General features: G+C 66.3%; 21 protein-coding genes. 10 read left to right on the top strand and 11 right to left on the bottom strand.

What is annotated here, in order from left to right; genetic code table 11:
* A partial coding sequence (locus tag ACTIFJ_RS08735) for an aminotransferase class IV (protein WP_439533719.1) occupies positions 1–892 on the bottom strand: 892 nt, incomplete at its 3' end.
* Positions 893–1,076: 184 nt separating this feature from the next.
* On the opposite strand from ACTIFJ_RS08735, the gene ACTIFJ_RS08730 reads away from it, so the two are divergent.
* The 4 genes from ACTIFJ_RS08730 to ACTIFJ_RS08715 all read left to right on the top strand — a co-directional run bounded on the left by ACTIFJ_RS08730 (position 1,077) and on the right by ACTIFJ_RS08715 (position 5,525).
* Complete coding sequence (locus ACTIFJ_RS08730; RefSeq protein WP_439533718.1) at positions 1,077–2,297, top strand: class I SAM-dependent methyltransferase; 1,221 nt, start codon at positions 1,077–1,079, stop codon at positions 2,295–2,297.
* A complete protein-coding gene (locus tag ACTIFJ_RS08725) occupies positions 2,294–2,626 on the top strand; it encodes a hypothetical protein (protein WP_439533717.1) in 333 nt (110 codons plus the stop codon). The genes ACTIFJ_RS08730 and ACTIFJ_RS08725 overlap by 4 nt, the downstream gene beginning before the upstream one ends.
* A 4-nt stretch (positions 2,627–2,630) precedes the next feature.
* Positions 2,631–4,202, top strand: coding sequence for an FAD-binding oxidoreductase (locus ACTIFJ_RS08720; protein ID WP_439533716.1), 1,572 nt, complete (start codon positions 2,631–2,633; stop codon positions 4,200–4,202).
* Between the two features lie 255 nt (positions 4,203–4,457).
* Positions 4,458–5,525, top strand: coding sequence for a hypothetical protein (locus tag ACTIFJ_RS08715; RefSeq protein WP_439533715.1), 1,068 nt, complete (start codon positions 4,458–4,460; stop codon positions 5,523–5,525).
* 13 nt (positions 5,526–5,538) lie between these two features.
* On the opposite strand, the gene ACTIFJ_RS08710 is transcribed toward ACTIFJ_RS08715, so the two are convergent.
* A complete protein-coding gene (locus ACTIFJ_RS08710; RefSeq protein ID WP_439533714.1) occupies positions 5,539–7,098 on the bottom strand; it encodes an AAA family ATPase in 1,560 nt (519 codons plus the stop codon).
* A gap of 490 nt (positions 7,099–7,588) precedes the next feature.
* On the bottom strand, positions 7,589–8,983 hold the full coding sequence (locus tag ACTIFJ_RS08705; protein WP_439533713.1) for an FAD-dependent oxidoreductase: 1,395 nt from the start codon (positions 8,981–8,983) through the stop codon (positions 7,589–7,591).
* 122 nt (positions 8,984–9,105) lie between these two features.
* On the opposite strand from ACTIFJ_RS08705, the gene ACTIFJ_RS08700 reads away from it, so the two are divergent.
* Together ACTIFJ_RS08700 and ACTIFJ_RS08695 are read left to right on the top strand one after the other, a co-directional pair.
* Entirely contained in the window at positions 9,106–10,320 is a 1,215-nt protein-coding gene (locus ACTIFJ_RS08700) for an MFS transporter (protein ID WP_439533712.1), read from the top strand.
* Positions 10,320–11,465, top strand: coding sequence for an FAD-dependent monooxygenase (locus ACTIFJ_RS08695; protein WP_439533711.1), 1,146 nt, complete (start codon positions 10,320–10,322; stop codon positions 11,463–11,465). Before ACTIFJ_RS08700 ends, ACTIFJ_RS08695 begins: the two co-directional genes overlap by 1 nt.
* A gap of 100 nt (positions 11,466–11,565) precedes the next feature.
* Here ACTIFJ_RS08695 and ACTIFJ_RS08690 read toward each other — a convergent pair whose 3' ends face one another.
* Together ACTIFJ_RS08690 and ACTIFJ_RS08685 are read right to left on the bottom strand one after the other, a co-directional pair.
* Positions 11,566–12,435 carry a phytanoyl-CoA dioxygenase family protein gene (locus tag ACTIFJ_RS08690; protein WP_439533710.1) on the bottom strand — a complete coding sequence of 290 codons (870 nt, stop codon included), beginning with the start codon at positions 12,433–12,435 and terminating at the stop codon, positions 11,566–11,568.
* On the bottom strand, positions 12,432–12,974 hold the full coding sequence (locus ACTIFJ_RS08685; RefSeq protein WP_439533709.1) for a hypothetical protein: 543 nt from the start codon (positions 12,972–12,974) through the stop codon (positions 12,432–12,434). The genes ACTIFJ_RS08690 and ACTIFJ_RS08685 overlap by 4 nt, the downstream gene beginning before the upstream one ends.
* Positions 12,975–13,090: 116 nt before the next feature.
* Here ACTIFJ_RS08685 and ACTIFJ_RS08680 point away from each other — a divergent pair, with 116 nt between their 5' ends.
* Both ACTIFJ_RS08680 and ACTIFJ_RS08675 read left to right on the top strand, forming a co-directional pair.
* Positions 13,091–13,858: an alpha/beta fold hydrolase gene (locus ACTIFJ_RS08680; protein WP_439533708.1), complete on the top strand. Its 768-nt coding sequence runs from the start codon at positions 13,091–13,093 to the stop codon at positions 13,856–13,858.
* Entirely contained in the window at positions 13,858–14,643 is a 786-nt protein-coding gene (locus ACTIFJ_RS08675) for an alpha/beta fold hydrolase (RefSeq protein ID WP_439533707.1), read from the top strand. Before ACTIFJ_RS08680 ends, ACTIFJ_RS08675 begins: the two co-directional genes overlap by 1 nt.
* Before the next feature lie 100 nt (positions 14,644–14,743).
* Here the strand turns inward: ACTIFJ_RS08675 and ACTIFJ_RS08670 are convergent, their stop codons facing one another.
* The 5 genes from ACTIFJ_RS08670 to ACTIFJ_RS08650 form a co-directional block, all read right to left on the bottom strand.
* Positions 14,744–15,631 carry an alpha/beta hydrolase gene (locus ACTIFJ_RS08670; RefSeq protein WP_439533706.1) on the bottom strand — a complete coding sequence of 296 codons (888 nt, stop codon included), beginning with the start codon at positions 15,629–15,631 and terminating at the stop codon, positions 14,744–14,746.
* Positions 15,615–17,051: a TolC family protein gene (locus tag ACTIFJ_RS08665; RefSeq protein ID WP_439533705.1), complete on the bottom strand. Its 1,437-nt coding sequence runs from the start codon at positions 17,049–17,051 to the stop codon at positions 15,615–15,617. Before ACTIFJ_RS08665 ends, ACTIFJ_RS08670 begins: the two co-directional genes overlap by 17 nt.
* Positions 17,041–18,153 carry an efflux RND transporter periplasmic adaptor subunit gene (locus tag ACTIFJ_RS08660; RefSeq protein WP_439533704.1) on the bottom strand — a complete coding sequence of 371 codons (1,113 nt, stop codon included), beginning with the start codon at positions 18,151–18,153 and terminating at the stop codon, positions 17,041–17,043. Before ACTIFJ_RS08660 ends, ACTIFJ_RS08665 begins: the two co-directional genes overlap by 11 nt.
* Positions 18,153–19,862: an ABC transporter ATP-binding protein gene (locus tag ACTIFJ_RS08655; protein ID WP_439533703.1), complete on the bottom strand. Its 1,710-nt coding sequence runs from the start codon at positions 19,860–19,862 to the stop codon at positions 18,153–18,155. Before ACTIFJ_RS08655 ends, ACTIFJ_RS08660 begins: the two co-directional genes overlap by 1 nt.
* A 113-nt stretch (positions 19,863–19,975) precedes the next feature.
* On the bottom strand, positions 19,976–20,467 hold the full coding sequence (locus tag ACTIFJ_RS08650; RefSeq protein WP_439533702.1) for a glutathione peroxidase: 492 nt from the start codon (positions 20,465–20,467) through the stop codon (positions 19,976–19,978).
* A gap of 187 nt (positions 20,468–20,654) precedes the next feature.
* Between ACTIFJ_RS08650 and ACTIFJ_RS08645 the strand changes: the two genes are divergently transcribed.
* Positions 20,655–21,161 carry a RidA family protein gene (locus ACTIFJ_RS08645; protein WP_439533701.1) on the top strand — a complete coding sequence of 169 codons (507 nt, stop codon included), beginning with the start codon at positions 20,655–20,657 and terminating at the stop codon, positions 21,159–21,161.
* Positions 21,162–21,175: 14 nt separating this feature from the next.
* Positions 21,176–22,414, top strand: a complete 1,239-nt coding sequence (locus tag ACTIFJ_RS08640) for a hypothetical protein (protein ID WP_439533700.1) — start codon at positions 21,176–21,178, stop codon at positions 22,412–22,414.
* Between the two features lie 166 nt (positions 22,415–22,580).
* Here ACTIFJ_RS08640 and ACTIFJ_RS08635 read toward each other — a convergent pair whose 3' ends face one another.
* Positions 22,581–23,579, bottom strand: a complete 999-nt coding sequence (locus ACTIFJ_RS08635; RefSeq protein WP_439533699.1) for a potassium channel family protein — start codon at positions 23,577–23,579, stop codon at positions 22,581–22,583.
* Positions 23,580–23,680: the final 101 nt, after the last annotated feature.

Here is a 23,680-nt window from a genome sequence, read left to right as displayed (position 1 = left end):
CCCCCCCCCCCACCTCTCGCGGCGCGCCGTGCTCGCCGCATCCACGCGATCGCCACCCGCGCCTCCCGCGTCCCTCCGCGCCCGGGCCGGGGCCCCCCCCGCGCAGGGTTCGGCCGGCGATTTCGCGGACCGGGAGGGCGCCGCCGGCGGTGCTGGTGGTGAAGACTTCGTCGGCAATGCAGAGATCGTAGACGGTGAACTGGCCGAGGCGGGTGGGGATGCCGGCGCGGTCGGCGAGATCGAGGATGGCTTTGCGGGTGATGCCGTGGAGGATCTCGTCCGAGGGGGTATGGAGGATTCCGTTCTTGACCATGAACAGGTTGGAGGCGGGGCCTTCGGCGACATAGCCCTGGGCGTTGAGCCAGATGAGGTCGTCATAGCCGGCGGCGGTGGCTTCGAGGCGGGCGAGCTGGAAGTGCATGCGGCTCAGGCATTTGTAGCGGGGGTCCAGCGTGTCCGGGGCGAAGCCGCGGAGCTGGGAGACCATGAGGGTGATGCCCTGGGCGCGCCTGGCCTCATCGGCGAGGAAGATATAGGGGGCGGCCCAGATGACCTCGGTGGGATTGTGGTGGCGGGGGTCGGCCATCACCTGATCGGGAACGCCGCGGGTGACGATGAAGCGGACGGTGGCGCTTTCGAGGTTGTTGCGGCGGGTGGTCTCGATGATGGCGTGGCGCCATTCGTCGTGGCTAAGGCGGGTTTTGAGGCCGGCGGCCTGCAGGCTGTCGAAGAAGCGGCGGATGTGATCGTCCAGCCGGTATAGCTGGCCTTTCCAGGCGGAGACGACATCGAAGACGCCGTCGCCGAGGAGGAAGCCCTGATCGAAGGGCGAGATGCCGGCCTGGCTGACGGGCTTGTAGGCGCCGTTGAGGTAGACGATCGGTTCAGACATGTGGCTCTCCCCTTTTGGGCGAGACTAGGGCGGTTCGAGGCTTTCGGGGAGAGGGTTTCGCAGGCGTGTGCGGCGATTGGCGGGGTGGACGGGCTGTCCGCTGGGCGGATAGATTGGGTTGCGGGCCGGGTTTCGGCGGGGCGCCGGGCTAGCTTTGGGCCATTAAGGCGTACGGGAGATTTCCATGACAGCGATGCTCAACACGTTCCAGCAGGGCGCGCATCCGGTGCTGGCGTTGCCGGACCATGACGAGGCGGGGCGGCAGGAATTTGCCAAGAGCCTGAAGGGGTTCATCCAGGGTCGGCTGCTGCCGGGGCTGGGGCCGGTGTATGGCGCGCGGGCGGCGAAGCGGTTCGAGCGCGAGGCGGGGCGGGCACCGGCGGACCGGCATGATATTCGCAAGGCGATGGTGGTCGACCCCTATTTCCAGCATTATGCGGCGACCAACCGGATTGCGCAGGAGCTGATCTGGGATTCGGTGATCGACACGGTGGAGCGGCGGTTGCCGGAGATCGAGGCGGCGGCGAAGGCGCTGTCTGGCAAGAACAAGGCGCCGCTGGAGACGCGGGCGGACTTTCCGACGCCGCGCTATGTGACGGCGCTGGATATTCATTGCATGCCGGGCGGCTATGCGGAGAGCGAGGGGCCGGACGATATTGCGGCGGGGGTGCTCTACGACCGGGGCGTGTACCTCTATGCGATGGGATATATGGGACCGACAAACGACGACATGGGGCGGTCGGTCTGCAACTATATCAAGCGGAATATGCCGGGGTTTGCGCCGACGGCGATTCTGGACATGGGGTGCACGGTGGGGCACTCGACATTGCCGTTCAAGGAGGCGTTTCCCGACGCCGAGGTGACCGGGATCGATGTGGCGGGGCCGCAGCTGCGCTATGCGCATGCGCGGGCGGCGGGGCTGGGGCTCGATGTCGGGTTCATGCAGCGCGATGCCAGCGATACCGGGTTTCCGGACGCGAGCTTCGACCTGATCGTCAGCCATATCCTGCTGCACGAGACCAGCGGCAAGGCGATGCCGGCGATTTTTCGTGAGTGTTATCGGTTGTTGAAGCCGGGCGGGGTGATGATCCATGCCGATCTGCCGCCGTTCAATTTGATGGACCCGTTCACGCAGTTCATTCTCGACAACGAGACCTGGTACAATAACGAGCCGTTCTGGGGGGCGATGCGGGAGCTGGACCAGGTGAAGCTGGCGATGGACGCGGGGTTTCCGAAAGAGACAATCCGCTTCGATACGGCGCCGATGGCGATCATGGAATTCAGCAGCAGCGAGAGCTACAAGGCGGAGAGCACCGAGGCGCTGGCGGAGCGGGAGTTTGCGGCCGGGGAATATGCGCCCGGGGGCGGCTGGGAAGTGCTGATTGCCCAAAAGGGAGCGGAATGATGCGGCGGCATGCGCGCGGCAAGCGGCCGCAATTTTATGAGGAAACCGGGCTGGACCAGGCGATGAGCATGATCCTGGTGCTGGCGAGCGAGTTTTCGGCGCTGCGGGACCGGCTGGATACGGTGGAGCGGGTGGCGCGCGACGGCGGGCTGGGCGATGCGATCGAGGCGTATGTACCGTCGCAGGACGTGCTCGAAGTGCGGGAAACCCGTCGACAAGCGTTCCTCGACAGGCTTTACTATCTGGCATTGAAGGATGCGGCGGAGGCGGCGGAAGCCGATACGCCGGAACGCTTTGCCGAGACCCTGACCGATATTGCGAAAGGCTGACCCGATGGCGACCCAATTGCGTGACCGTACCGATATTGGCGAAACCCTGACGGGGATCGTTGGCGCCGAGCATGTGCTGACCGGCGCGGCGGACCGGGAATTCTATGGCACCGATGTGTACCGGTCCCTGGAACTGCCGGCGTTTGTGGTGCGGCCGGGCACGGTGGGGCAATTGCAGGCGATCGTGGCGGCGGCCTATGAGACGGGGACGCCGGTGGTGATGCGCGGCGGCGGGGCGTCTTATACCGACGGCTATCTGCAGAAGATGCCGGGCGGGATTACCATCGATTCCGGGCGGCTGAAGGCGATTGCCGTCGATGCGATGAACGGCGTGGTGACGGTGGAGGCCGGTGTGACCTGGGCCGAGCTGATGGAGCATCTGAAGCCGATGGGGCTGCGGACCAGCTTCCAGGGGCCGTTTTCCGGGCTGAAGGCGACGATTGCGGGCTCGGTTTCGCAGAACAGCATCAGCCATGGGCCGGGGGTTTCCGCCGAGGCGGTGCTGAACATCGAAGTGATCACCGGGACCGGCGAGATGCTGGCGACCGGATCGGCGGGGAGCCAGGTGGCGAAGCCGTTCTTCCGCTTTTTCGGGCCGGACATGGCGGGGCTGTTTACCGGCGACTGCGGGGCGCTGGGGGTGAAGGCGCGGATCAGCCTGAAGCTGGAGAAGCGGCACGAGCCCTATGATGCGGCGAGCTTCTCGTTCAACAGCTTCGAGGCGATGCATGGGGCGATGCGCGCGGCGGCGGCCGAGGGGCTGGATTTCGAGAATTTCGCCATCGATGCGGTGTTGCAGCAGGGGCAGATCGGGCGGAATTCCAGCGTGTCGGCCAAAGCCGATGTGGCGATGGGGGTGATGAAGAACGCCAAGTCGATCGGCGCGGGGATGAAGTCCCTCGCCAAGATGGCGGTGCAGGGCGACAAGGCGCTGAAGGCGGCGAGCTATGCCGTGCATTACATAACCGAGGGCGTGGACGATGCGTCCGCCAAGGCGAAGATGGCGGTGATCCGCCGCCACGCGCTGGCGCAGGGCGAGGAACTGCCCAACGCGGTGCCGGTGATCGTGCGGGGGATGCCCTATGCGCCGTTCGTGAATGTGCTCGGCCCCAAGGGCGAGCGCTGGATGCCGATGCACGCGATGCTGCCGCACGACGGGGCGGTGGCGTTTCACCATGCCATCCGCGCCTATTGGGACAGCCAGGCGGAGGTGATGGAGCGCCATGGCATCTACACCGGCACGATGTTCATGTGCGTGGGGAACAGCGGCTTCATCTATGAGCCGACCTTCTACTGGCCGGATTCGCGCACGGCGTTCCATGACAAGATGGTGCCGGCCGAGCATCTGAAGACGCTGCCCGACTATCCGGAGGCGCCGGAGGCGCGGGCGGAAGTGAAGCGGATGAAGAACGACGTGATCGCGCTGATGCACAAGCATGGCGCGGCGCATCTGCAGGTGGGCAAGGCTTATCACTATCTGCCGGGCCGCAACGAGGCCTCGGTGGCGCTGCTGCGCGCGGTGAAGGCCGCGCTCGATCCGAAGGGGATTTTGAACCCGGGGGGGCTGGGGCTTTAAGGGGGTTTGGGCGCGGCACAAACAGCAACGTGATCCCCGCCTACTTGGCAGGATTGGGCGGTTATGTCGGCTTTACGTTCTCAGCGCGTCCAAAGCACGTTTAAGCCATTATTGCGCGAGTTCACTTGTTCAAGCGAAGCGCTACGGTTTGTAATGTTAACATCTGGGTTTGCATTAGGCTGGTGCAATCTCGTGTAGTTTTTGATGTGACAGCGCCTAGATTGACGATCATCGCACTAGTATTATACTCTGGTGATGATCGTTTCGCCGCCCATCGAACTATTCGCTGCTGAAGCCGCTCCTGCTTTTTTGCTTCGACCTCGAATGAAGCGACTGAATACAAGCGGTTATATACTTACTTGGACCATGCACGCTGGCCGACAGTCTGCGGTTCAATGCCGCTTTCTTGATGCCAATCTTGCGCCGATAGGCCGCGACCTTTGCATTCCTGTCTCCAGTTCAAATGCCCGTGCTGAAGCCAGCCCGCTGGCGGATAGCAGCGTGGTCTTAGCTTGGAGCGATAAAGACCGCATCTTGGCGAGGCGCGCGGACCGCGATGGTTTTGCAGGCTCAGTACTCTCGCTGGCACGGAACTACGCTCAGGTCCCGCAGCTGGAAGTTCAGACCTTTGCTTCACAGGAGATCGCTATCTCATGGCAGCACGCTCTTGTGATCATCCCAACGGACGACGTACCCTTGCTCAGTGAGACAAGTCTAGATGCGTGGCACGCGACGGCGATTCTAGTTGCACCAGATCTACTGCTGAGAGTTCACACTAACGAAGTCATGGTAGGAGCGTCGCCGATCTATCCGATAATCGGATCATATTATGGAGCGGATGCCCGCGGCAGAGGAAAGTTCACCTATAGCCCGCCTACTCGGATCGTCGATAACACATATGCTCATCCAGAGCATCTAACCGCAGTTACTGGCGCAGACGGCTGCGCGATCGCGTGGACCGATCTTGCGCATCATCGGGGGAACAGCATTCAAGCAGTCAAGTTATGTAATCCAAGCGACAAATTTGGATCACAAGTTTTGTTGGCCGCAGCCCCGTCAGATGAGCATATGAACTTCCCGACCCTCGTTAGAATAACGCCGAACGAGTTAATAGGCGCTTGGTCACATTCAGATCAAAAGGGCTGCAAGCTGGTTGGACGGCGATTTTCGAACGATCTCACGCCAATCGGAGAAACGTTCACGATCGCGACGGCGCTGAACCAAGTTGGAAGTCTGCTCGCGGATGAGGTCGGAGGCGCATTAGCAGTATGGGCTGCCGACGGACAAATCCTTGCAAGCAGGCTGGAGCGGAGCGACAGTTGAGAATAGGCGGGGCTCACCTGTCATTTGGTGCCGGAAGCACTGGCAACGCAGCGCGAAGGCTGTCCAGGATCACGTTTCCAACGGGAGTTTGACGCTCAAGATGAGATAAGACCGAACTAGCATATTGCCCAAAGTTATTATAGCCGAGGCATTGGACGATCTGATTCGCCAGTATTTTTAACGGTATTTCCTGTATTGCAGCAAGGACGTCGTGTCCGGCCATCACAGTGTCGAAATCGTCTTCTAAAGTCGATCTAATCATGTTTAAGTCTATGGCAGGTATTTCCTGCTGTCCCTCTTTCACAGATCGGGGCGAGATCTTCTGGGCATCATTGCGTCGATTTGCCTCCCAGACCAGTCTCTTAACGACGAATTCTCGTTTTTTGTCATGCAACATAGTTGGGATTTGTCCGCGCAGGGCCGCCATCCGGTCTGGGCCGCTAGCACCTCCTGTCAGTTGATGAATCAGGTCCGCCATAATTTCCAATAGTTGCGGATGGAGAAACATATTCTCAATTGTAGGTACGGGCAGGCAAAATATTCGTTCGAGCGCGAGGGCTGCCTGCTCGTCCGGCGCCCGTCCATCCCGATCGATGATGCCTGCAGTGTGTAACCAGTGGAAAGAGCCATTTTTGGCAAGTGCCTTGACACCGTTGACTACGGTTTCGCAGCCACCACGGGCCACCACATTCCACTCCGGATAAACATGACGGTAGAGGGCCTGATCCTCCGAACTAGTTTCTCCTTCCACAAGAAGCAGCAGGTGCCTGCTGCCAAGAATTGCGCTGCGCAACTCCTCCGGTAATTCGTCATCCGAGCCGAGCAACGTCAGGTCGAACCGCCGATCCTCAGGCTCGTTGTGCATTACAATTGAACCACGCAAGTGGATAATCTGTTCCGGGCGGAGCCATTTTATTAGTTCGATATCATGCGACGCAAAGACGAAGCCTATGTCGCTGCGGCTGCGAACCAGTGCCGCCAGCAGTGCTCCTGTAATTGCCGGATTTAAATGACGTTCCGGTTCATCTACCAGTATAAAGGAATTAGCCGGTTGAATGAGTACTGCTCCAACCAAGAGAAGCGCTGCACGCTCGCCATCCGACAGCCGATCAATGCCATATATTGCATTCCCCCGGCGAGCACGGAGCCCGCCTACCGTTAAATCAATCCGGACTTGCAGCCGCGCTGCCTCAAAGATTGCGTTAATAGTAGGGAGTATTTGGGGATGGGACTCTTTGGCAGCTTCGAAGCATGCGCCCTCTTCTTGCTTCTGCACAATGTCGTGAGTTGCTTGCGCTTGCAGGTGTATGACGCGGCGCAAGACTGACTTCATGTGCTGTTCACCCCATGGGTGCCGGTAGCGAGTGACGTGGTTCCGAAGCTGTATCTGAAGCTGCTCAAGACTTTGGCCAATCTGATCGATGTCATCCGATTGGAACTGGATGTGTCGATTCCCGAAGAACGTCTCGACGTTAGCGCCTTTTCTAGCAAGTTCGCGTCCAATCTGTGCCAGCAAGCCGGACTTACCAACACCGTTAGGACCAGTAACGAATAAAGTTTTTCCGGTCTCCAACGTTAGCTCTTGCGCCATTATAGGTTGCGGCATGTGAGCGCCGTCACTGGGCTGAAATCTAGCATTCATAGTAGCTGCCGGAGTGGGCGGGCAGCCTGCGTCGGGCTCAACGCTCGATGTCGGCACAGGATTTGGATGGACTGAGAGTGTGATCGTCACAGGCATATGTATGCTCGATACGCTCAAAGCCGCGCCGTCCTTATCTTATGGCCGAAGGTGATATACTAATCAGATGGTTCGCCGCAGCGATCAACCCTTATCTTATGGGGCGAAAAAGAGTTCGCAAGCGGCCGATTGACTGGCTCTGATAACTAACTGGCAAATATCTCTTCTTAATGCCCTGCCACTTGGTACCGGCCCTCCAGCAACCGGCTTTGAATAATTAGAAGCGTATATCCTACGTTACGCAAGCAACTTCCATCCATGCGCTAAAGGTGGACTCGGGGTGCAGGGGACAAGTCCCCTGCCCGCCCGAGGCTTCTTCTTCCTACTACTCCGCGACCTGCTTCGCGGCGGATTGGCCGGCGATGTAGCCCAGTCCTGTCGCGCTGAGGAGGCCGTTGCCGGCGATGTAGCCGGCGGCGCCGGGGCCGGAGATGCCTCGGGCGGCGCCGCCGCCGGCGTAGAGGTTGGGGAGTGGGGTGCCGTTTGGGCGGAGGACGCGGGCGTTGGTGTCCACGGCGAGGCCGCCCTGGGTGTGGAAGAGGGCGCCGTTGACGCGGGCGGCGCGGTAGGGGGGCTGAAGGGGGGGCTTGCCGGTGAAGTTGCGGCCGAAGGGGCAGGTTTTTTCGCCGCGGACCATGGCCTCGGTGTCTTCGAGGGTCTGGCGGAGGGCTTCGAGGGGGAGGCCGGTCTTCTGGGCGAGGGTCTCGATGTCCGGGGCTTCGGTGATGGCGCCGGCCTTGAGGGCGTTCTGGTAATCGTCGAACTGACGCATGAGCTGATCGAGGCGCTCGTCGTAGATGGACCAGGCGACGTGATCGGGCTGGGCGACGACCTTGGCGGCTTGCTCGGAGTAACCGAGGGCTTCGTTGCTGAAGCGGGTGCCGGTGCGGTTGACCTGGATGCCGCCCTCGACGATCAGCGGCCAGAGGATGGGGATGCCGTGGCCGGCGGCGAGGCCGCCGTGGCCCTGATAGGCGTCCATGTCGGCGAGGGCGGCGCCGAGGGCCTCGCCCCAGACGAGGGCGTCTCCCTTGTTGCCGGGGTGGCCGAAGAAGGTGGCGCCGAGGATCTCCGGGATGTAGCGGGCGACCATCTCGTCGTTGCCGGCGAAGCCGGAGCAGGCGAGGATGAGGGCGGAACAGGCGATTGTTTCACGGGCGCCGTCGGGCCGCTCGATGACGACGGCGGTGATGCGGCCATCGGGGTCGGCGACGAGATCGCGGACGGTGGCGTCGGTGAGGATATCGACGCCGGCGGCGGTGGCGGCGTTGTTGAGGGCGGCCATGAGCTCTTCGCCGGTGCGGTTGGGGCTGCCCATCATGCGGCGGGCGGTGTGGCCGGGATAGAGGAAGCCGTCGACGAGGCTGAGGGGGACGGCGTGTTTGTTGCGCAGCCAGTCGACCAGCTCGGCGGAGCGGGCGGCGAGGGTGTGGGCGATGGCGGGGTCTCCGCCCCTGGCCTTGGCGAGGATGTCGGCGGCCATGCGCTCGGGGCTGTCGTCGACGCCGGCAGCGGCCTGATCGGGGGTGCCTGCGGCGGGGATGAGGCCGGTGGACATGGCGGTGGTGCCGCGGGGGGTGGGATCACGCTCGAGGACGAGGACTTCGGCGCCGGCATCGCAGGCGGCGAGGGCGGCGGCGAGGCCGCAGCCGCCGCCGCCGACGACGATGACGGGATAATGGGCAATGGGCTCGGACGGGGGGGCGCTGAGGATGCTCATGCCGGTTCTATTGGCGCGAAATGCGGGCGGGGGCGAGGGGGGTTCGGAAAATTTGTCCGCTGGGCGGATTGTCGCGCCGGAGGCGGTGCGCCAGAACGGGGAAAGCGGGACAGGGGTGGGCGATGGACGGATCCAAGACATACAGGGCGGAGTTTGCGCGCGGCTGGAAGACGGTGGCGGGCGGGACCGTGGGGATGACCTTCGGGATATCGGCCCTGCCCTTTTATACGCTGGGCGTGTTCGTGAAGCCGATCCAGGCGCAGACCGGCTGGAGCCGCGAGGAGGTGCAGCTGGGGTTTGCGGCGCTGATGATCGGGCTGCTGGCCTTTGGCTGGGCCTGGGGGATGGCGGTGGACCGGTTTGGCTCACGGCGGGTGGCGATGACCTCGCAGGTGGGGCTGGGGGTGGGGCTGATATTGCTGCCGAGTTTTTCGGGGTCTTTGAACAGTTGGTATATGGGGTGGGCGCTGGTGGCGCTGCTGGGGGCGGGGACGTCTCCGGTAACGTGGACGCGGTGCATCATCGGATGGTTCGACGGGGCGCGCGGGGCGGCGCTGGGGCTGGCGCTGATGGGCACGGGGATTACCGCCGTGCTGGCGCCGCCGCTGATGACGATGGTGATGGAGACACGGGACTGGAGCGACGGCTACCGGCTGCTGGGGGCGAGCGTTATCCTGCTGGCGCTGCCGCTGGTGGCGCTGACGTTTCGCGATGCGCCGGCTGTGGAGGCGGCGGGGGCGAATTTGCGCGGTGCCGGACGGGCGGAGGCGCTGAAGGACTATCGGTTCTGGCTTATCTTTGCGGCGGTGTCTTGCGTGGCCTTTGCCATTGGCGGGCTGATCCCGAGCCTGGTGCCGCTGCTGACCGACCGGGGCATGGCGGCGGGCGAGGCGGCCGGCTATGCGGCGCTGGTGGGCGTGGCGGTGATCGTGGGGCGGGTGTCGGCGGGGTTGCTGATCGACCGGTTCTGGGCGCCGGGCGTGGGGGTGGTGCTGCTGGCGCTGCCTTTGGGCGGGTGTCTGCTGTTGCTGGGCGGGTTGCCGACGCCGGCGATGCTGGCGGTGGCGGTCGTGCTGATCGGGCTGACGGCGGGGGCGGAGTTCGACCTGCTGGCCTATCTGACCGGGCGGTATTTCGGGATGCGGAACTATGGGTTTCTCTATGCCATCCAGACGGTGGGGTTGCTGGTGACGGCGGGTCTGGCGCCGGCGATCTTCGGGCGGGTGTTCGACACGATGGGCAGCTATGACCCGGCGCTGATGGCGTCGGCGGCGCTGTTCCTGTTCGCGCCGCCGCTGCTGCTGTTCCTGGGGCGATATCCGACGAGGTTCGACTGATGCGTATTGCGGTGATCGGTGCGGGAATGGGCGGGCTGGCCGCCGCGCTGGGGCTGGCCCGGGCCGGGATGACGGTGCAGGTGTATGAGCGCAGCGCCTCGCTGGGTGAGCTGGGCGCGGGGATCACCATGTCCCCCAACTCGGTGCGGGTGCTGGACTGGCTGGGCGTCGATGTGAAGCCGATCGGCTATGTGCCCGAGGTGCAGTGGACCCAGCATTGGCAGACCGGCGAGGTGCTGCGCGAATTCCGGCGCGGCGACGATTTTGCCGAGAAGCATGGCGGGGCCGGCTATTACCATGTCCACCGCGCCGACCTGCATGCAGCGCTGGTGGCGGCGCTGGAAGAGGCGGCACCGGGGGCGCTGCGGCTGGGGGCCGAGCTGCGCAACGTCACCGAGAATGGCGCGATGATCTTTGCCGATGGCGAGACAGCGGACGCGGATGTGGTGATCGGCGCCGACGGGGTGCGATCCGCGGTGCGCGGGGCGCTGTGGCCGGCGGACAGGCCGCAGTTCACCGGGCAGGTGGCCTGGCGCGGGCTGGTGCCGCGCGATGCGCTGCCGGCTGAATTCCAGCATCTGCCGCCGGGCATCCATATCGGGCCGGAGCGGCTGTTCATGCGCTATCCCGTGCGTGGCGGCACACTGTGCAACTATGCCGCGTTCGTCGAGATGGAAGGCTGGGAGGACGAGGGCTGGACCATCCCCTCCACCATCCCCGAACTGCTGGCGCACTTCCAGGGCTGGGACCCGCTGGTGCAGGCGATCGTCAGCGCCACCAACGAAGGGCAGCTGTTCAAATGGGCGCTGCACGCCCGCGACCCGCTCACGACCTGGCAGCGGGGACGGGTGACGCTGCTCGGCGACGCCGCGCACGGGATGCTGCCGTTCATGGGCCAGGGCGCCGCCTCGGCCCTCGAAGACGCCGCAATCCTGGCGCGCTGCCTGCTGGCCTTCTCCCCCGACGTGGCGCTGGCCCGCTACGAAGCGCTGCGGCTGCCCAAGGCAACGATGGTCCAGACCCAGTCCCGCCTCGTCGGGCTCGAACTGCAAGGCAAGGACCCGCATAGCCTCGGCAAGGGCGGGATCAAGAATGAGGAAGAGCTGGGGCTGTTCGATTATGACGCGGTGAACGCCGCGATATAGGGGCCTCCGGCTGTAAGAAGTGCCTCCGGCGGCTGGGGCCGTAGGCCCCAGACCCCAATGATTGGGCCTCCTCAACGCGACGGCAGATGGTTCTGTGGGATCAACCAGATATGTGGGGTCTGGGGCCTGCGGCCCCAGCCGCCGGAGGCTGCTTCTGCCAGAGGATGGGGAAAAGGCTTTCGGGTGGCGGCGCCCCGGGGGTGAGGCGGCTGGCGAGGTGGGGGATGGGGGCGCTAAGGGCGTCCGGGTTCCAGATGACGTCGGAGCCGATCCAGCGGGTGGTGAAGGCGATGCGGCGGCCGGGGTGCGTGGTGGTGCGGGGCAGGCTGGCGTGGATGGTCTTGGGGTGGATGAGCAGGGCGTCGCCGGCCCTGGCGGGCCAGGTGCGGATGGGGGCGTTGGGGGCGGCGGTGCGGGCTTCCAGTTCCGACCAGGGGCGGTAGCCGGGAAGGGTGATGTCCTGGCGGGAGAGCGGGCTGTGGTAGCGGTGGGGATCGTGGTTGGAGCCGGTGAGGGTGAGCATGGGGGCGTTGTCTTCGGCGACGTCGGTGAGGGCGATCCAGAGGCTGGGGAGGTGGTTGCCGGTGAAGGGGAAGGTGCAGACATCGTTGTGCCAGGGGGTGGCGGCATCGGGGTCCCTGCCCTGCTTGATGAAGCTGGCGTCCATCCACAGAGCGGTGTGATCGGCCTGCATGAGGGTGCCGACGAGGGCGGCGGCGGGGGAGGTGCGCGCCCAATCGGCGAAGATCGGATCGAGCGGCATGCAGTTGCGGAGCTGGATGCCGCCCTGACCGGTGAGGTGGCGGGACGGGGGGTTCTGGACGGGCGAGGGCTGGGCGGGGATTGGGGTTTCGCCGGCATCGAAGGCGGCATTGATGCGATCGAGCGCCGTGGTGAGGGGGTGGACCCAGTCGAGGAAGGCGCCTTCGACCCGGGTGCAGCCTTCGCGGGCGTATTCGTCGATGTTCATTGGGCATCTTTCGTGAAGACGCGGGGGTCGTTGAGGCTGGGGAAGCGGGCGTCTTGCGGGTGGTGGTTCCAGCGCATGGTGTTGGGGATGTTGGTATAATGGACGCCGATGTTGACCAGCCAGAGGACGAACAGCGCCCATAGGGTGATTTGGGTGAGGGTTTCGTGGCTACCGAGCTGCAGCGCCTGCCAGACCTGGAACAGCCGCCAGGGGAGGAACAGGCAGGGCACGATGACCCAGATCGGCGAACCCCAGCGTTTCCAGGCGGTGAGCTCGAACAGGACCTGCACGGCGAACATCAGCAGATAGGGGATGAGGGCGAGGCGGGTGAGCGGACTGGACCAGCCGATGGCCAGCGCCACGAGGGGGAGGAGGAGGCCGACCAGCCAGATGTTGATCAACCAGCCCTTGAACACCGGGCCGACCGGACAGGGGCCGGTGAAGACCGGGCCGGGGCGGGTGCGCCAGCGCGCCCAGCCGAGGATGGCGGTGGCGGCGAGCAGGAAGCCGATGTTGCCGATGAGGATCTGATGGACCATGGCGGGAGGATGGCGCGGCTTGGGCGCCAAGGGCAAGGGCTGGCAAAACTCTCCGCCCTGTGGATGATGAGCGGGCGGGGTGCGGCATTATGCGCCGGCGGGGGCAGGATATGGCGATGATGATGCGATATGCAATGACCGGTGCCGGGCAGGTGCATGTGCGCGAATGGGGGCGGCGCGACGGGCCGCTGCTGGTGCTGGTGCACTGGACGCCGCTCTCCGGCCGGATGTTCGAGCATGTGGCGCCGCGCTTTGCCGAGGCCGGGTGGCGGGTGCTGGGCTATGGGCGATCGGCGGCGCGGGGCAGCGACTGGGACGTGGGCGACTGGGCCGAGGCGCTGGTGACGGTGATCGGCGAGGGCGGGCCGGCGGTGGTGCTGGGCGGCCATGCCGGGGCGAGCGTGGCGGTGGAGATGGCGCTGGGGTGGCCGGGGCGGATCCGGGCGCTGGTGCTCGACGGGCTGGCGTTCCTGACCCCGGAGCTAAGGGCGGCGCTGGCCGGGCTGGAGGCGATGGGGCGGCCGGCGGGGGACGGGGTGGAGAGGCTGGCCTGGGAGCAGGCGGCGAGGCTGCTGCGCGAATATGGCCTACCGGTGACGCCCGATCGGGTGTGGCCGGTGATGATCGATTATCTGGAGACGGATTTCGTCTCCTCGGCGCCGGTACTGGCGCGGCATGATCTGGAGGGGCAGCTGGCCAAGCTGCGGCTGCCGGTGCTGCTGCTGGGCGCGGCGGGGGATTCGCTGGCGGCGAGCCTGGACCGAGGGCGGCGGATATTGCCGCGGGCGGCCTGGCATCGGTTCGAGGGGGCCGACCCTGTGCATTTTGACGAGCGGGCGGGCGAGTTCGTGGCGCCGGTGATCGATTTTCTGGAGGATCTGTGATGCGGAAGAGCTATGTCGACGGGCGCTGGGGGCAGGTGCATGTGCGGACGGCGGGGCACGGCGACCCGCTGATCTTGCTGCACCAGTCGCCGCTTTCGGGCGACCAGTTTTCGGCCGGGATTCCGTATCTGGTCGAGGGCGGGGTGCAGGTGATTGCGCTCGACATGCCGGGCTATGGCGGGTCCGACGCGCCGCCGGGGCCGGCGAGCATCGTGGCCCATGCCGAGGCACTGTCGGGAGTGATCGATGCGCTCGGGCTGGAGCGGGTGGATGTGCTGGGCAACCATACGGGGGCGTCGATTGCGGCGGCGCTGGCGGCGGGGCCGGAACGGGCGCGGGTGCGGCGGCTGATCCTCAACGGGGTGGCGCTGCTGTCCGACGCCGAGCGGGCGCATTTCGCGGGGTTCCGCTTTGCGCCGTTGGAGCCGAAGGCCGATGGCTCGCACCTGCTGGCGGCGTGGAACCAGCGACTGCAGGCCTCGCCGGGGTGGACCGACCTGAAGGCGATGCACCGGCACTGCGCGACGATGCTGACCAACCCGGACCGGTATTTCTGGGCGTTCGAGGGCGTGTTCGCGCATGACACGCACGCCGATTTGCTGCGGATCGAGGCGCCGACGCTGGTTTTTTCGAACACGGGGGACGATCTGTACGAAGCCTCGAAGCGCGCGCACGCGCTGCGCCCGGACTGGTCGTTCGCGGCGCTGGAGGGGGGCACGCATGACATTGTCGACGAGCAGCCGGAGGCGTGGGCGGCGGCGGTGTTGGGGTATTTGCGGGGGTGATGGCTACGGCGGCACCGTGCAGCCAAGTCGACCAAACTTACAATACGACATACTTCTTGGGGTCTGGGGGCTGAGCCTCCAGCCGCCGGAGGCCCTTTCCCTAAATCTTCTCTGACAAGAACGCGGCCGTGTCGTTGAGCACGGGGGCTTTGGGGCGGAAGGGACGGGAGAGGGCGAGGAGGATGCCGATGTGGCCGAGGTCCGGGTAAAGTTTGAGGGTGGCGGGGGTGCCGGCGAGGGCGAGGTTGGTGGCGTTGCGGGGGAGGACGGTGTCGTCGGTTTCGCCGTGGAGGAGGAGGATGGCGGGCGTGGTCCAACCGGGGTAGCGGGTGCGGGCGTGGGTGATGGGCTGGGTTTCGGACGGGTTGCGGATGTGGCCGAAGGCGATGTCGGCGGCGCCGGCGGGGGCGAAGGGCAGGAAATCGGTGGGGCCGGCGAGGCTGATGGCGGCGCGGAGGGGGTTGGTGCTGGCGAAGGCCGGGCCGAGCCAACGGGGATCGAGGGCGAGCATGAGGGCGATATAGGCGCCGGCGCTGTGGCCGATGACGGCGAGGCGGGCGGGGTCTCCGCCATGGGCGGCGATGTGGCGGCTGGTCCAGGCGGTGGCAGCGGCGGCGTCTCGCAGAAAGTCCGGATAGGCGTGGGCGGGGGCGAGGCGGTAATCGGGGACGACAACGACATAGCCGAGGCCGGCAAGGGCGCGGGCGGCGAAGGCATAGTCCTGTCGGCGGCCGGACTGCCAGCTGCCGCCGTAGAAGAAGAGGAGGACGGGGCGGGGGCCGGGCTCTTCGGGCGCGTAGACGTCGAGCATCTGGCGGGCGCTGGGGCCATAGGCGATGGCTTCGGCGACGCGGGTGACGGCGAGGCCGGCGCCGGGGGTGAGGCGATCGAGGCCGTTGAGCGCACCGAGACGGGTGCAGCCGGCGAGCGGGGCGAGGGCGGCGGCGGCCAGCAGCGCGCGGCGGGAGGGATTAAAGGCCGAGGGCATCGAGGTCTGCGGTGACGGCGGCGAGTTCGGCGTTGGCGGTGATCTGGCGGACGGCGGCATCCAGCGCGCGGACCTGGGCGTCGGCGGCGGATTCCTCGCGGACGTTGACGAGGAAGAAATCGGAGGCGCCGGCCTCGAAGCGGCGGCGTTCGGCGCTGGCCATGGTGGTGGCGCGGTCCTGCTCGTCCTCGGCGATGGTGCGGAGGCGGGCGGTGGCGGAGACGGCGATGGCGAGCTGGCCGACTTCGGCGCCGATCTGGTCTTCGAGCAGGCGGCGGCGCTGGCGGAAGGCCTCGATCTCGGCGTTGGTCTGGGCGAGGCGGCCGCGGGCGGCGCTCTGCTGGAGCGGCACGGTGAGGCTGAGGCCGAGCTTGCCCTCGGTGGGGGTACGGGAATTGCCGCCGGGGCCGATGGGGCCGAGATCGCGGCTGGCCTCGACCTTGAGATCGAGCTTGGGGAGGAAGCTGTTGCGATCGAGCGCGAGGCGCTGGCTCTGCTGGCGGATGCGGATATCGAGGGTGCGGAGGTCCGGCCGGGCGGCGGCGATGGTGGCGGGATCGAGGCCGATCCGGTCCGGGATGATCAGCGGCGGCAGACCGGGAGGGAGGCGGCTGGGCGGCGGGGTGATGGGGGTGCCGTCGGCGGCGCGGTAATAGAGCGAGAGGGCGGCGGCGGCCTGGGCGAGCTGCTGCTCGGTCTGGACGACGAGGGTCTGGCGGCGGAGGATGTTCTGCTCGTTCTCGGTAAGCAGGATGCGCGGGCGGGCGCCCTCCTCGACCTGGCGGCGGAAGCCGGCCTGGCGGGTTTCGGCGAGATCGAGCAGGTCCCGGTAGACCTTGAGGCGCATGCCGGCGGCGACCCAGGCGTTATAGGCCGAGAGCGCCTGGCGCTGGACGCCGATAGCGATCATCAGCCGGTCTGCCTCGGCGATGGCGATATCGGCCTCGGCGAGGCTGCGGGCGAACCGGCGCTCATCAATGGCGCGGTCGCGGAGCAGCGAGAAGACGGCGCCGGCCATGACCTCGCCGGCCTGGTTGGTGTAATATTCGTCCTCATAGACGGGGAAGCGGCCGGACGAGATGCGGTAGCCGCCATAGGTGTAGCCGCCGTTTTCCGGCAGCGGCTGGGTGAGGCGGACATTGGCGTTGCTGCCATCGTAGAAGCCGAAGACGCGGCTGTTGATGTCGGCGCTGAACACGGTATCGAAGGCGGCCTGGGTGCTGAGCAGCCGGCCCTCGGCGCCGCGGATGCGGGCCATCGCCTCCAGCACCTGAGGGGCGTGGAAGCGCGACGAGGCGAGGACTTCGGCGAGGGTGAGCGGGCCGGCGGGCTGGGGCTGTTGGGGCTGTTGCTGGGCCAGCGCCGGGGCGAATAGCAAGGCCAGCAGCAGCGCCAGCAGGCGCAGGAGGCTATTTTGCATTGCTGCCCTGCGCGGGCGTGCCGGCGGAGGTGCCAGCGGAGGTGGACGGGGCCTTGCCGCCGGCAGCGCTGCCGGGCGTATATTGCAGCGGGAAGTCGTTGAGAAGGCGCCACATCTCGAACCAGACCTTGACCGTGTCCATCAGCACCCAACCGCGCACGGCAGCGCCGAGGCGGACCTGGGGATCGCCGGGCCAGGGGGCGCGATCGGGGGCCTGCTCGACGATGACGCGGAACAGGCCGTTGGGCGAAGCGGAGACATCGATGGCCTTGACCTGGCCATCGAACAGGCCCTGGGCAACCGAGGGCCAGCCGGAGAACTGGATGGCGGGCCAGCCTTCGAACTCCAGCCGAACGCGGCGGCCGGGCTTGATCAACGGCACGTCGCGGCCATCGACGAACAGCTCGACGACGCGTTCGGTCTGCTCGGGGACGAAGCTGGCGAGAGGATCGCCGGCGCTGACCATGGTGGCGCTGTCGATCGGCTCGACGCGCATGATGCGGCCGGCGCGAGGTGCGGTAACCAGCTGCAGCGACTGGCGTTTCAGATTAACGTCGACTCGGTTGAGCGAGGCCTGGGCACTGGCCAGCTTGGCGGCGTAATCGGCAACCTTGATCTGCGCCTGTTCGAGATCGCGCCGCGCGGCGAGCCCTTCATCGAACAGGGTGCGGGTGCGGCGGACATCGAGCTCGGCGGTGCGCATCGCCTGGCGCGCGGCCTCGACCTCGGCGGCCATCTGGGCGCGCTCGGCGGCGAGACGATCGAGCAGCATCGGGTCCATGTCGACGACGCGGGCGATGGGATCGCCCTGCTCGACCAGATCGCCATCGGTGACATACCAGCGATCGAGGCGGCCGCTGACCATGGCGGTGATGTTCTGCTGGCGGTCCCGCGGATCGAGCGCGATGACAGAGCCGCTGCCGGGCGCGGTCTGTACCCAGGGCGTGACGACGGCGAAGATGACGAAGAACAGGATGCCGAGTGCGATCATCCAGCCGAGGCTGCGCAGCACGCGCGGCGGCTTGATGGAGGCCATGGTCGGGAAATCGACCGGATTGGCCAGGATCGGCTTTTCGGGCGGTGGCGGGAACAGCGACGACATCAGGCGCGACCCGCAGTCGGATGACGCAGCGCATCGAAATCGGCGCGGTCGGTGACGAGCGCCTGATGATCGTGGCCGATCCACAGATAACCATCGAGTGTCATCGCCTCGGGCCGGTTGCTGAAATGGATGAGCGTGGTTTCGCTGCCCTTGAAATGATCAAAGGCCTGCTGGAGCCAGTGGACGGGGACGATGTCATAGAGCGGTGACAGCACCAGCACCTTGGGGCGCGACAGGATGGCGGCGGCGAGCTTGACCTGCATGGTCTTGGCGACCGACAGCGGATAGCCGGAGAAGGACATGGTGGTCTGCAGGCCATCGGGCAACATGGCGATCCGGTCTTCCAGCCCGACCAGGCGCAGGGCCGCGAACATCTCGGCCGGGTCGGCATCGGGATCGGCCAGCGCGAGATAATCCTCGATGCTGACCTCGACGATGTTAGGCCGATCGAGGACGATGACATCGGTGCGCAGCCGCAGCACATCGAGCGTGCCGATATCAACATCGCCGAGCAGGATAAGGCCGGAATCGGGGCGGGTCTGGCGCTTGAGCAGGTTGGAGATCCGCCGTTCCATGCTCGGCGGCCCCTGGGCGATGACGCGGGTGCCACCGGGAACGCTGAAGTCCAGATGGCAGGGGTTGCCGGGTAGCGAAAAGCGAACATTGGCGAACTGCAGGTCCGTGGAGCGCACTGGATCGACGAGCCGGCGGCTGGGCGTGGTGCGCAGCGGCTTGCCTTCGGTGTTCGGCTCCTGGGGGATGCTGTAGAGCAGCGACAGCTCCTCGATGGCGGCGACGAGCTTGTAGAAATCATCGAGGTAGCCGCTCAATTGGGCGATGCCGAGGAAGACGCCCGACAGGATGAGTTCGGCGGCGACGAGCTGGCCGATGGAGAGCTGCTGCTGGATGACCAGCCAGCCACCGAGCGCCAGCAGGCCGGCGGACGCCAGCGCATAGATCAGATAGAGCGAGATCGTCTGCGGCAGCGTGTAGCCATAATGGCGGGCATGGCTTTTGACATAGGAGGCGGCGGCCGCCTCCGACCGCTCGATGGCATAGGCGCGGTGATCGGCGGTCTTGTAGAAGCCATCCGAGGCGCCGACGCTCTCCAGCCACTCGGACGCCGCATATTTCTTGTGGCTGAGCTCGATCGACGTGACCATGGCGCCCTTGCTCCAGATCACGAAAGTGAGAACGATGGCGAGGACGACGACGAGATTGAAGGCCAGGAACACCGGGTGATAGAAGCTGGTGACGACAAAGCCGACGAGGCCCTGCAGGATGAGGGTGAAGGCGCCGATCAGCAGCGACGGGATCGACTTCTGCACGGCGACGAGATCGAAGAAGCGGTTGAACAAGGCGATGCGTTGGCTATCGGCGAAATCCGGATTGGCGGCGTTGATGGCGCGCACGGTGATGTCCGCCACCAGGCGGGCGCCGAAGCGGCGGCGGAACAGCTCCATCAGATGATTGCGCAGCACCGCCATCAGGCCGAGCAGCGCCAGCAGCAGGAACAGCACGATCGCCAGCGTGAACAGCGGCACCGGCAGCGCCGTATTGGCGACGCTGTTGATGAGGACCTGCACCGAGAGCGGGGTGGCCAGCGACAGTACGCTTATCCCGACACCGTAGATGATGGTCAACCAGAAGAAATTGCGCTCCGGCCCGAGGATCGGGCGAACCCAGGCGTAGACCTCCCTGAGCGTCATTTGCGAAGCATTGGCGCCAGCCATGGTATTCCTGATGAGTGCGGTCTGGATTGACCGTGCGCTACGATGGGAAGCCCGACGCGAATTCGCAAGGGGCGGTAAGAGATTTTATATCAGAGAAGCGCCTCGATAACGTCGGCGAGCGATTCCGGCGTCGTGGTGGGGGCGAAGCGGTCGACCACCCTGCCGCTGCGATCGACCAGGAACTTGGTGAAATTCCATTTGATGGCTTCCGAGCCGAGCAGGCCGGGGGCGGCCTTCTTGAGCTCCTTGAAAAGCGGATGAGCATCGTCGCCGTTGACGTCGACCTTGGCGAAAAGCGGGAAGCTGACATCGAACTTGGTCGAGCAAAAGCTGGCGATCTCGGCGGCGTCGCCGGGCTCCTGGGCGCCGAATTGGTTGCAGGGGAAGCCGAGGACGGCGAAGCCGCGCGGACCGAAGCGTTTCTGCAGTGCCTCAAGGCCCTCATATTGCGGCGTGAAGCCGCACTTGCTGGCGGTGTTGACGATCAGCAGCACCTGACCCCGCCATTCGGCGAGGCTGGTGTTCCGGCCGTCGATGGTCTTCAGCGTGTGTCGGGCGAGATCCGTGTCGGCAACTGTCATCGGGGGAGCCTCCTTGGGGGGACGAGTGACCGCACAATGCCACAGCGCGGCGACAACCGCCAATCACCGGGTGATGGCGGCCGAACCGGGTTGCGGCAAGCGCCCGGGTTGATACTATTCGTCGCAGTCCGGGCCCCTGCGTGGCCGGATGATCGACAGGCCCGAGCGGGCGCGACTGGGGAATGACATGAAGCAGCCCGGACTTTTACTTGCCGCCGTGCTGGCGATGTCTGCCGCGACGGCCGGCTCCGCCTGGGCCGAAGGGGTGACGCGCGTTCCGACGATGCCGCCGGGGCGCATCCTGACCGGCGTGCGGGTGCCGGCGGGAACCGAAATCCTATACCTGTCCGGCCAGCTGGCGGCGCCGATCGACCCCTCCAGGCCCGCCGACAGCATCGCCGCCTATGGCGACACGCGGACCCAGACGGTCAGCACGCTGCGCAAGATCAAGGCGCTGCTGGCGGCGCAGGGCTATGCGATGTCGGACATCATCAAGATGACGGCGTTCGTCACCGCGGCGCCGGGCATGGACGGGCGGATGGACTTTGCCGGGTTCAACGCCGGCTTCGATGAATTCTTCGGCACCGCCGACAACCCCCGCACCGTGGCGCGGAGCACCGTGCAGGTCGCCGGTTTGGCGGGCCCCTATTATTTGGTCGAACTGGAGGTGACGGCGGCGCGCGCGGCGCCATAGGTGGGGAGAGGGCGATGCGGATGGGGATGACGGCAGTGGCGGCCTTGCTGCTGGCGAGCAGCGGAGCGGCGCAGCCGCGGGCGGGCGGGGTGCCGGAGCCGGTGAAGGCGCGGATCAACGAGATGGTGACGCAGTGCCTGCGCGCCGGCGGCACGCTGGGGGCAATGACTGGCCAGGGGCAGTTCGTCATCCCGCGCGATTTCAATGGCGACGGGCAGGTCGACTTCGTGGTTTCGGAGGGCAATTTCCCCTGCGCCGGGCAGCCGGCACTGTTCCGGCCCGGCGGGCTGGCGCGGTTGCAACTCTATCTGGCGGGCGGGAGCGGGGCGACGCTGGTGTTCGAGGACCGGCTGCTGGCCTATCGGGTGCTCGACGGCAATCCGGCGCGGCTACAGATCGCCCGGCGCGGCCCGGCCTGCGGCGGCGCGGCACGGTGTGGCGACGAGCTGCGCTGGAATGCGGCGGCGCGGCGGTTCGAGGAAGTGGCGACCGACGGGCGGGCGGCGGCCGTGCGGCCGGCGACGCTGTCCGGTGCGGCGCTGCTGTCAGCGCCTGTGGCGGCCGGCGGCACGACACCACCGGCGGCCGCAGCCGGGCCGGCGGCCCCTGCCCTGCCCGTGGTTGCCGGCGCCGAGGCGGCGTTCAAGGCGCAGTGCCGCAAGGACAATCAGGCGCGCTACCCGGGCATGTCCGCCGCGAACCTGGCCAGCCTGTGCACCGGCGGCTGGGGCATGGCGGTGGCGGCGGGGCCGGTGGCCGAGGCGCTGCTCGCCGCCGTGCCGGTGCGGCCCGGCGAGGCGCTGACGCTCTCCGACCTGCAGGCGCGGCTGCCGCAGGTGCGGTGGCGAGCCGGCGGCAAGGCCCATGCCAATGCACCCGATGCCACCGGCATGTTCGGCGCGCTGACGGTCAGCGTTACCGGGACGCCGACCGCGCGCAACATCAGCGTCGGCTGGCGTGAGCGCGAGGCTGAGCTGCGCTACGACCCGGCCGCCGCCATGGCCGCACGCGGCGCCAAGGTGACGGCGCTGGGGTGCAGCAACTTCGGGCCGAGCGAGGTCAACCGGGTCTATGTAGTCGAGGCGCCGGGGCGGGCGCCGTTTGGCCTCGAGGTCTATAGCCGGGGCGCGGCGATGGGCGGGCAGGATTCCTGGCAGAACATGCAGGCCAACCTCTCCGGGCCGCTGCCGACACTGGCCAGCCTGCGCGCGGCGAACCGCGATCCGGCATGGCAGGCGAAATGTCCGTTTTAGGCAGTGAGTGCCTCCGGCGGCAATTGAGTGCCTCCGGCGGCCGGGGCCTCAGGCCCCGGACCCCAAGCACGGCTGCATCCCGGGCGATGGCTGTTCGCACTGCGGACGAGCCGAGTGATGGGGTCCGGGGCCCGAGGCCCCGGCCGCCGGAGGCCCCCTTCCCTCACTATGGCGACGGAATGATCTCGACAAGCTCGTCGCCGGGCCTGAGCGCCTGGGCGCCGTCTTCCCAGAAGCCGATCGGCTGGCCGGCGCGGTAGATGCGAACGCCGAGGCCGGTCTTGAGGCTGGACAGTGGCTGGCCGATTTCATCGGGGCGGACGGGGCGCTGGGCGAGTTTGACGCGGCCGTCGACGGCGGCGAGGTCGGCCATATAGTCGGCGATGTGCGAGCCGTGGCAGGCGCCGGCGAGCAGCAGGCCGGCGAAGCTGGCGGGGTTGATGACGGTGTCGGCGCCGGCGGTGCGGGCGAGTTGCTCATTGTCCCGGTTTTTGATGACGGTGCGGATAGGGACGTTCGGTGCGAGGCCGTGGGCGGTGAGGGTGATGAGGATCGAGGTGTCGTCGCGGCCGGCGGCGACGATCAGCGCGCGGGCGCGGGGCAGGCAGACAGCTTCGAGCGTGGTGTTGCGGGTGGCATCGGCGTCCATGACCGTGAGGCCGAGGGCGGCGGCGGCGTCGCGGGCGACGGTGTTAGGCTCGATGACGACGATCGATTCAGGGGTGGAGCCGCGACGGAGCAGTTCGGCGACGGCTTCCGAGCCGCTTTCGCCATGGCCGGCGACGATGATGTGGTTGTGCAGGTCGGACTGGAGCCGTCGCATCTTCCATTTCTCCCATACGCCCCTGAGCAGAAAGTCATAGGCGCTGCCGATGAAGATCAGCCAGACAAAAAGCCGGATAGGGGTGACGACGAAGGCATCGAACATCCGGGCGCTGTCGGATATCGGGGCGATGTCGCCGTAGCCGACGGTGGCGACGGTGATCATGGTGAAATAGATGACGTCGCCGAAGCTGATGTGACCGTCGTGATGGTCGATCAGCCCATCGCGATCGATCCAGTGGCCGATGACGGCAATGCCGATGAGGCCAAAGACGAGGCCGATCCGGATGGCCAGCGACCGCCAGGGCGCCGCCGGGCTTTGCCGGGTGATGGTGAGGGGCATGGGCTGGTTCTAGCCCAGCTGTTGTTTCTAAAGAAGGGGGGAGGCTGGTGTTGTTTCCGGCCTCCCCGTGTTTTGGTTTGTTGTGTGTTTAGAACCCGAAG

It is taken from the genome of Polymorphobacter sp., assembly GCF_051860865.1.
Taxonomy (GTDB): Bacteria; Pseudomonadota; Alphaproteobacteria; order Sphingomonadales; family Sphingomonadaceae; genus Sandarakinorhabdus.
This window is presented reverse-complemented; position numbering and strand designations above follow the sequence as displayed.

Coding starts and splice junctions, on each gene's coding strand:
- ACTIFJ_RS08730 (WP_439533718.1), top strand. CDS start 1,077: ATGACAGCGATGCTCAACACGTTCCAGCAGGGCGCGCATCCGGTGCTG.
- ACTIFJ_RS08725 (WP_439533717.1), top strand. CDS start 2,294: ATGATGCGGCGGCATGCGCGCGGCAAGCGGCCGCAATTTTATGAGGAA.
- ACTIFJ_RS08720 (WP_439533716.1), top strand. CDS start 2,631: ATGGCGACCCAATTGCGTGACCGTACCGATATTGGCGAAACCCTGACG.
- ACTIFJ_RS08715 (WP_439533715.1), top strand. CDS start 4,458: ATGATCGTTTCGCCGCCCATCGAACTATTCGCTGCTGAAGCCGCTCCT.
- ACTIFJ_RS08705 (WP_439533713.1), bottom strand. CDS start 8,983: ATGAGCATCCTCAGCGCCCCCCCGTCCGAGCCCATTGCCCATTATCCC.
- ACTIFJ_RS08700 (WP_439533712.1), top strand. CDS start 9,106: ATGGACGGATCCAAGACATACAGGGCGGAGTTTGCGCGCGGCTGGAAG.
- ACTIFJ_RS08695 (WP_439533711.1), top strand. CDS start 10,320: ATGCGTATTGCGGTGATCGGTGCGGGAATGGGCGGGCTGGCCGCCGCG.
- ACTIFJ_RS08690 (WP_439533710.1), bottom strand. CDS start 12,435: ATGAACATCGACGAATACGCCCGCGAAGGCTGCACCCGGGTCGAAGGC.
- ACTIFJ_RS08685 (WP_439533709.1), bottom strand. CDS start 12,974: ATGGTCCATCAGATCCTCATCGGCAACATCGGCTTCCTGCTCGCCGCC.
- ACTIFJ_RS08680 (WP_439533708.1), top strand. CDS start 13,091: ATGATGATGCGATATGCAATGACCGGTGCCGGGCAGGTGCATGTGCGC.
- ACTIFJ_RS08675 (WP_439533707.1), top strand. CDS start 13,858: ATGCGGAAGAGCTATGTCGACGGGCGCTGGGGGCAGGTGCATGTGCGG.
- ACTIFJ_RS08670 (WP_439533706.1), bottom strand. CDS start 15,631: ATGCCCTCGGCCTTTAATCCCTCCCGCCGCGCGCTGCTGGCCGCCGCC.
- ACTIFJ_RS08665 (WP_439533705.1), bottom strand. CDS start 17,051: ATGCAAAATAGCCTCCTGCGCCTGCTGGCGCTGCTGCTGGCCTTGCTA.
- ACTIFJ_RS08660 (WP_439533704.1), bottom strand. CDS start 18,153: ATGTCGTCGCTGTTCCCGCCACCGCCCGAAAAGCCGATCCTGGCCAAT.
- ACTIFJ_RS08655 (WP_439533703.1), bottom strand. CDS start 19,862: ATGACGCTCAGGGAGGTCTACGCCTGGGTTCGCCCGATCCTCGGGCCG.
- ACTIFJ_RS08650 (WP_439533702.1), bottom strand. CDS start 20,467: ATGACAGTTGCCGACACGGATCTCGCCCGACACACGCTGAAGACCATC.
- ACTIFJ_RS08645 (WP_439533701.1), top strand. CDS start 20,655: ATGAAGCAGCCCGGACTTTTACTTGCCGCCGTGCTGGCGATGTCTGCC.
- ACTIFJ_RS08640 (WP_439533700.1), top strand. CDS start 21,176: ATGCGGATGGGGATGACGGCAGTGGCGGCCTTGCTGCTGGCGAGCAGC.
- ACTIFJ_RS08635 (WP_439533699.1), bottom strand. CDS start 23,579: ATGCCCCTCACCATCACCCGGCAAAGCCCGGCGGCGCCCTGGCGGTCG.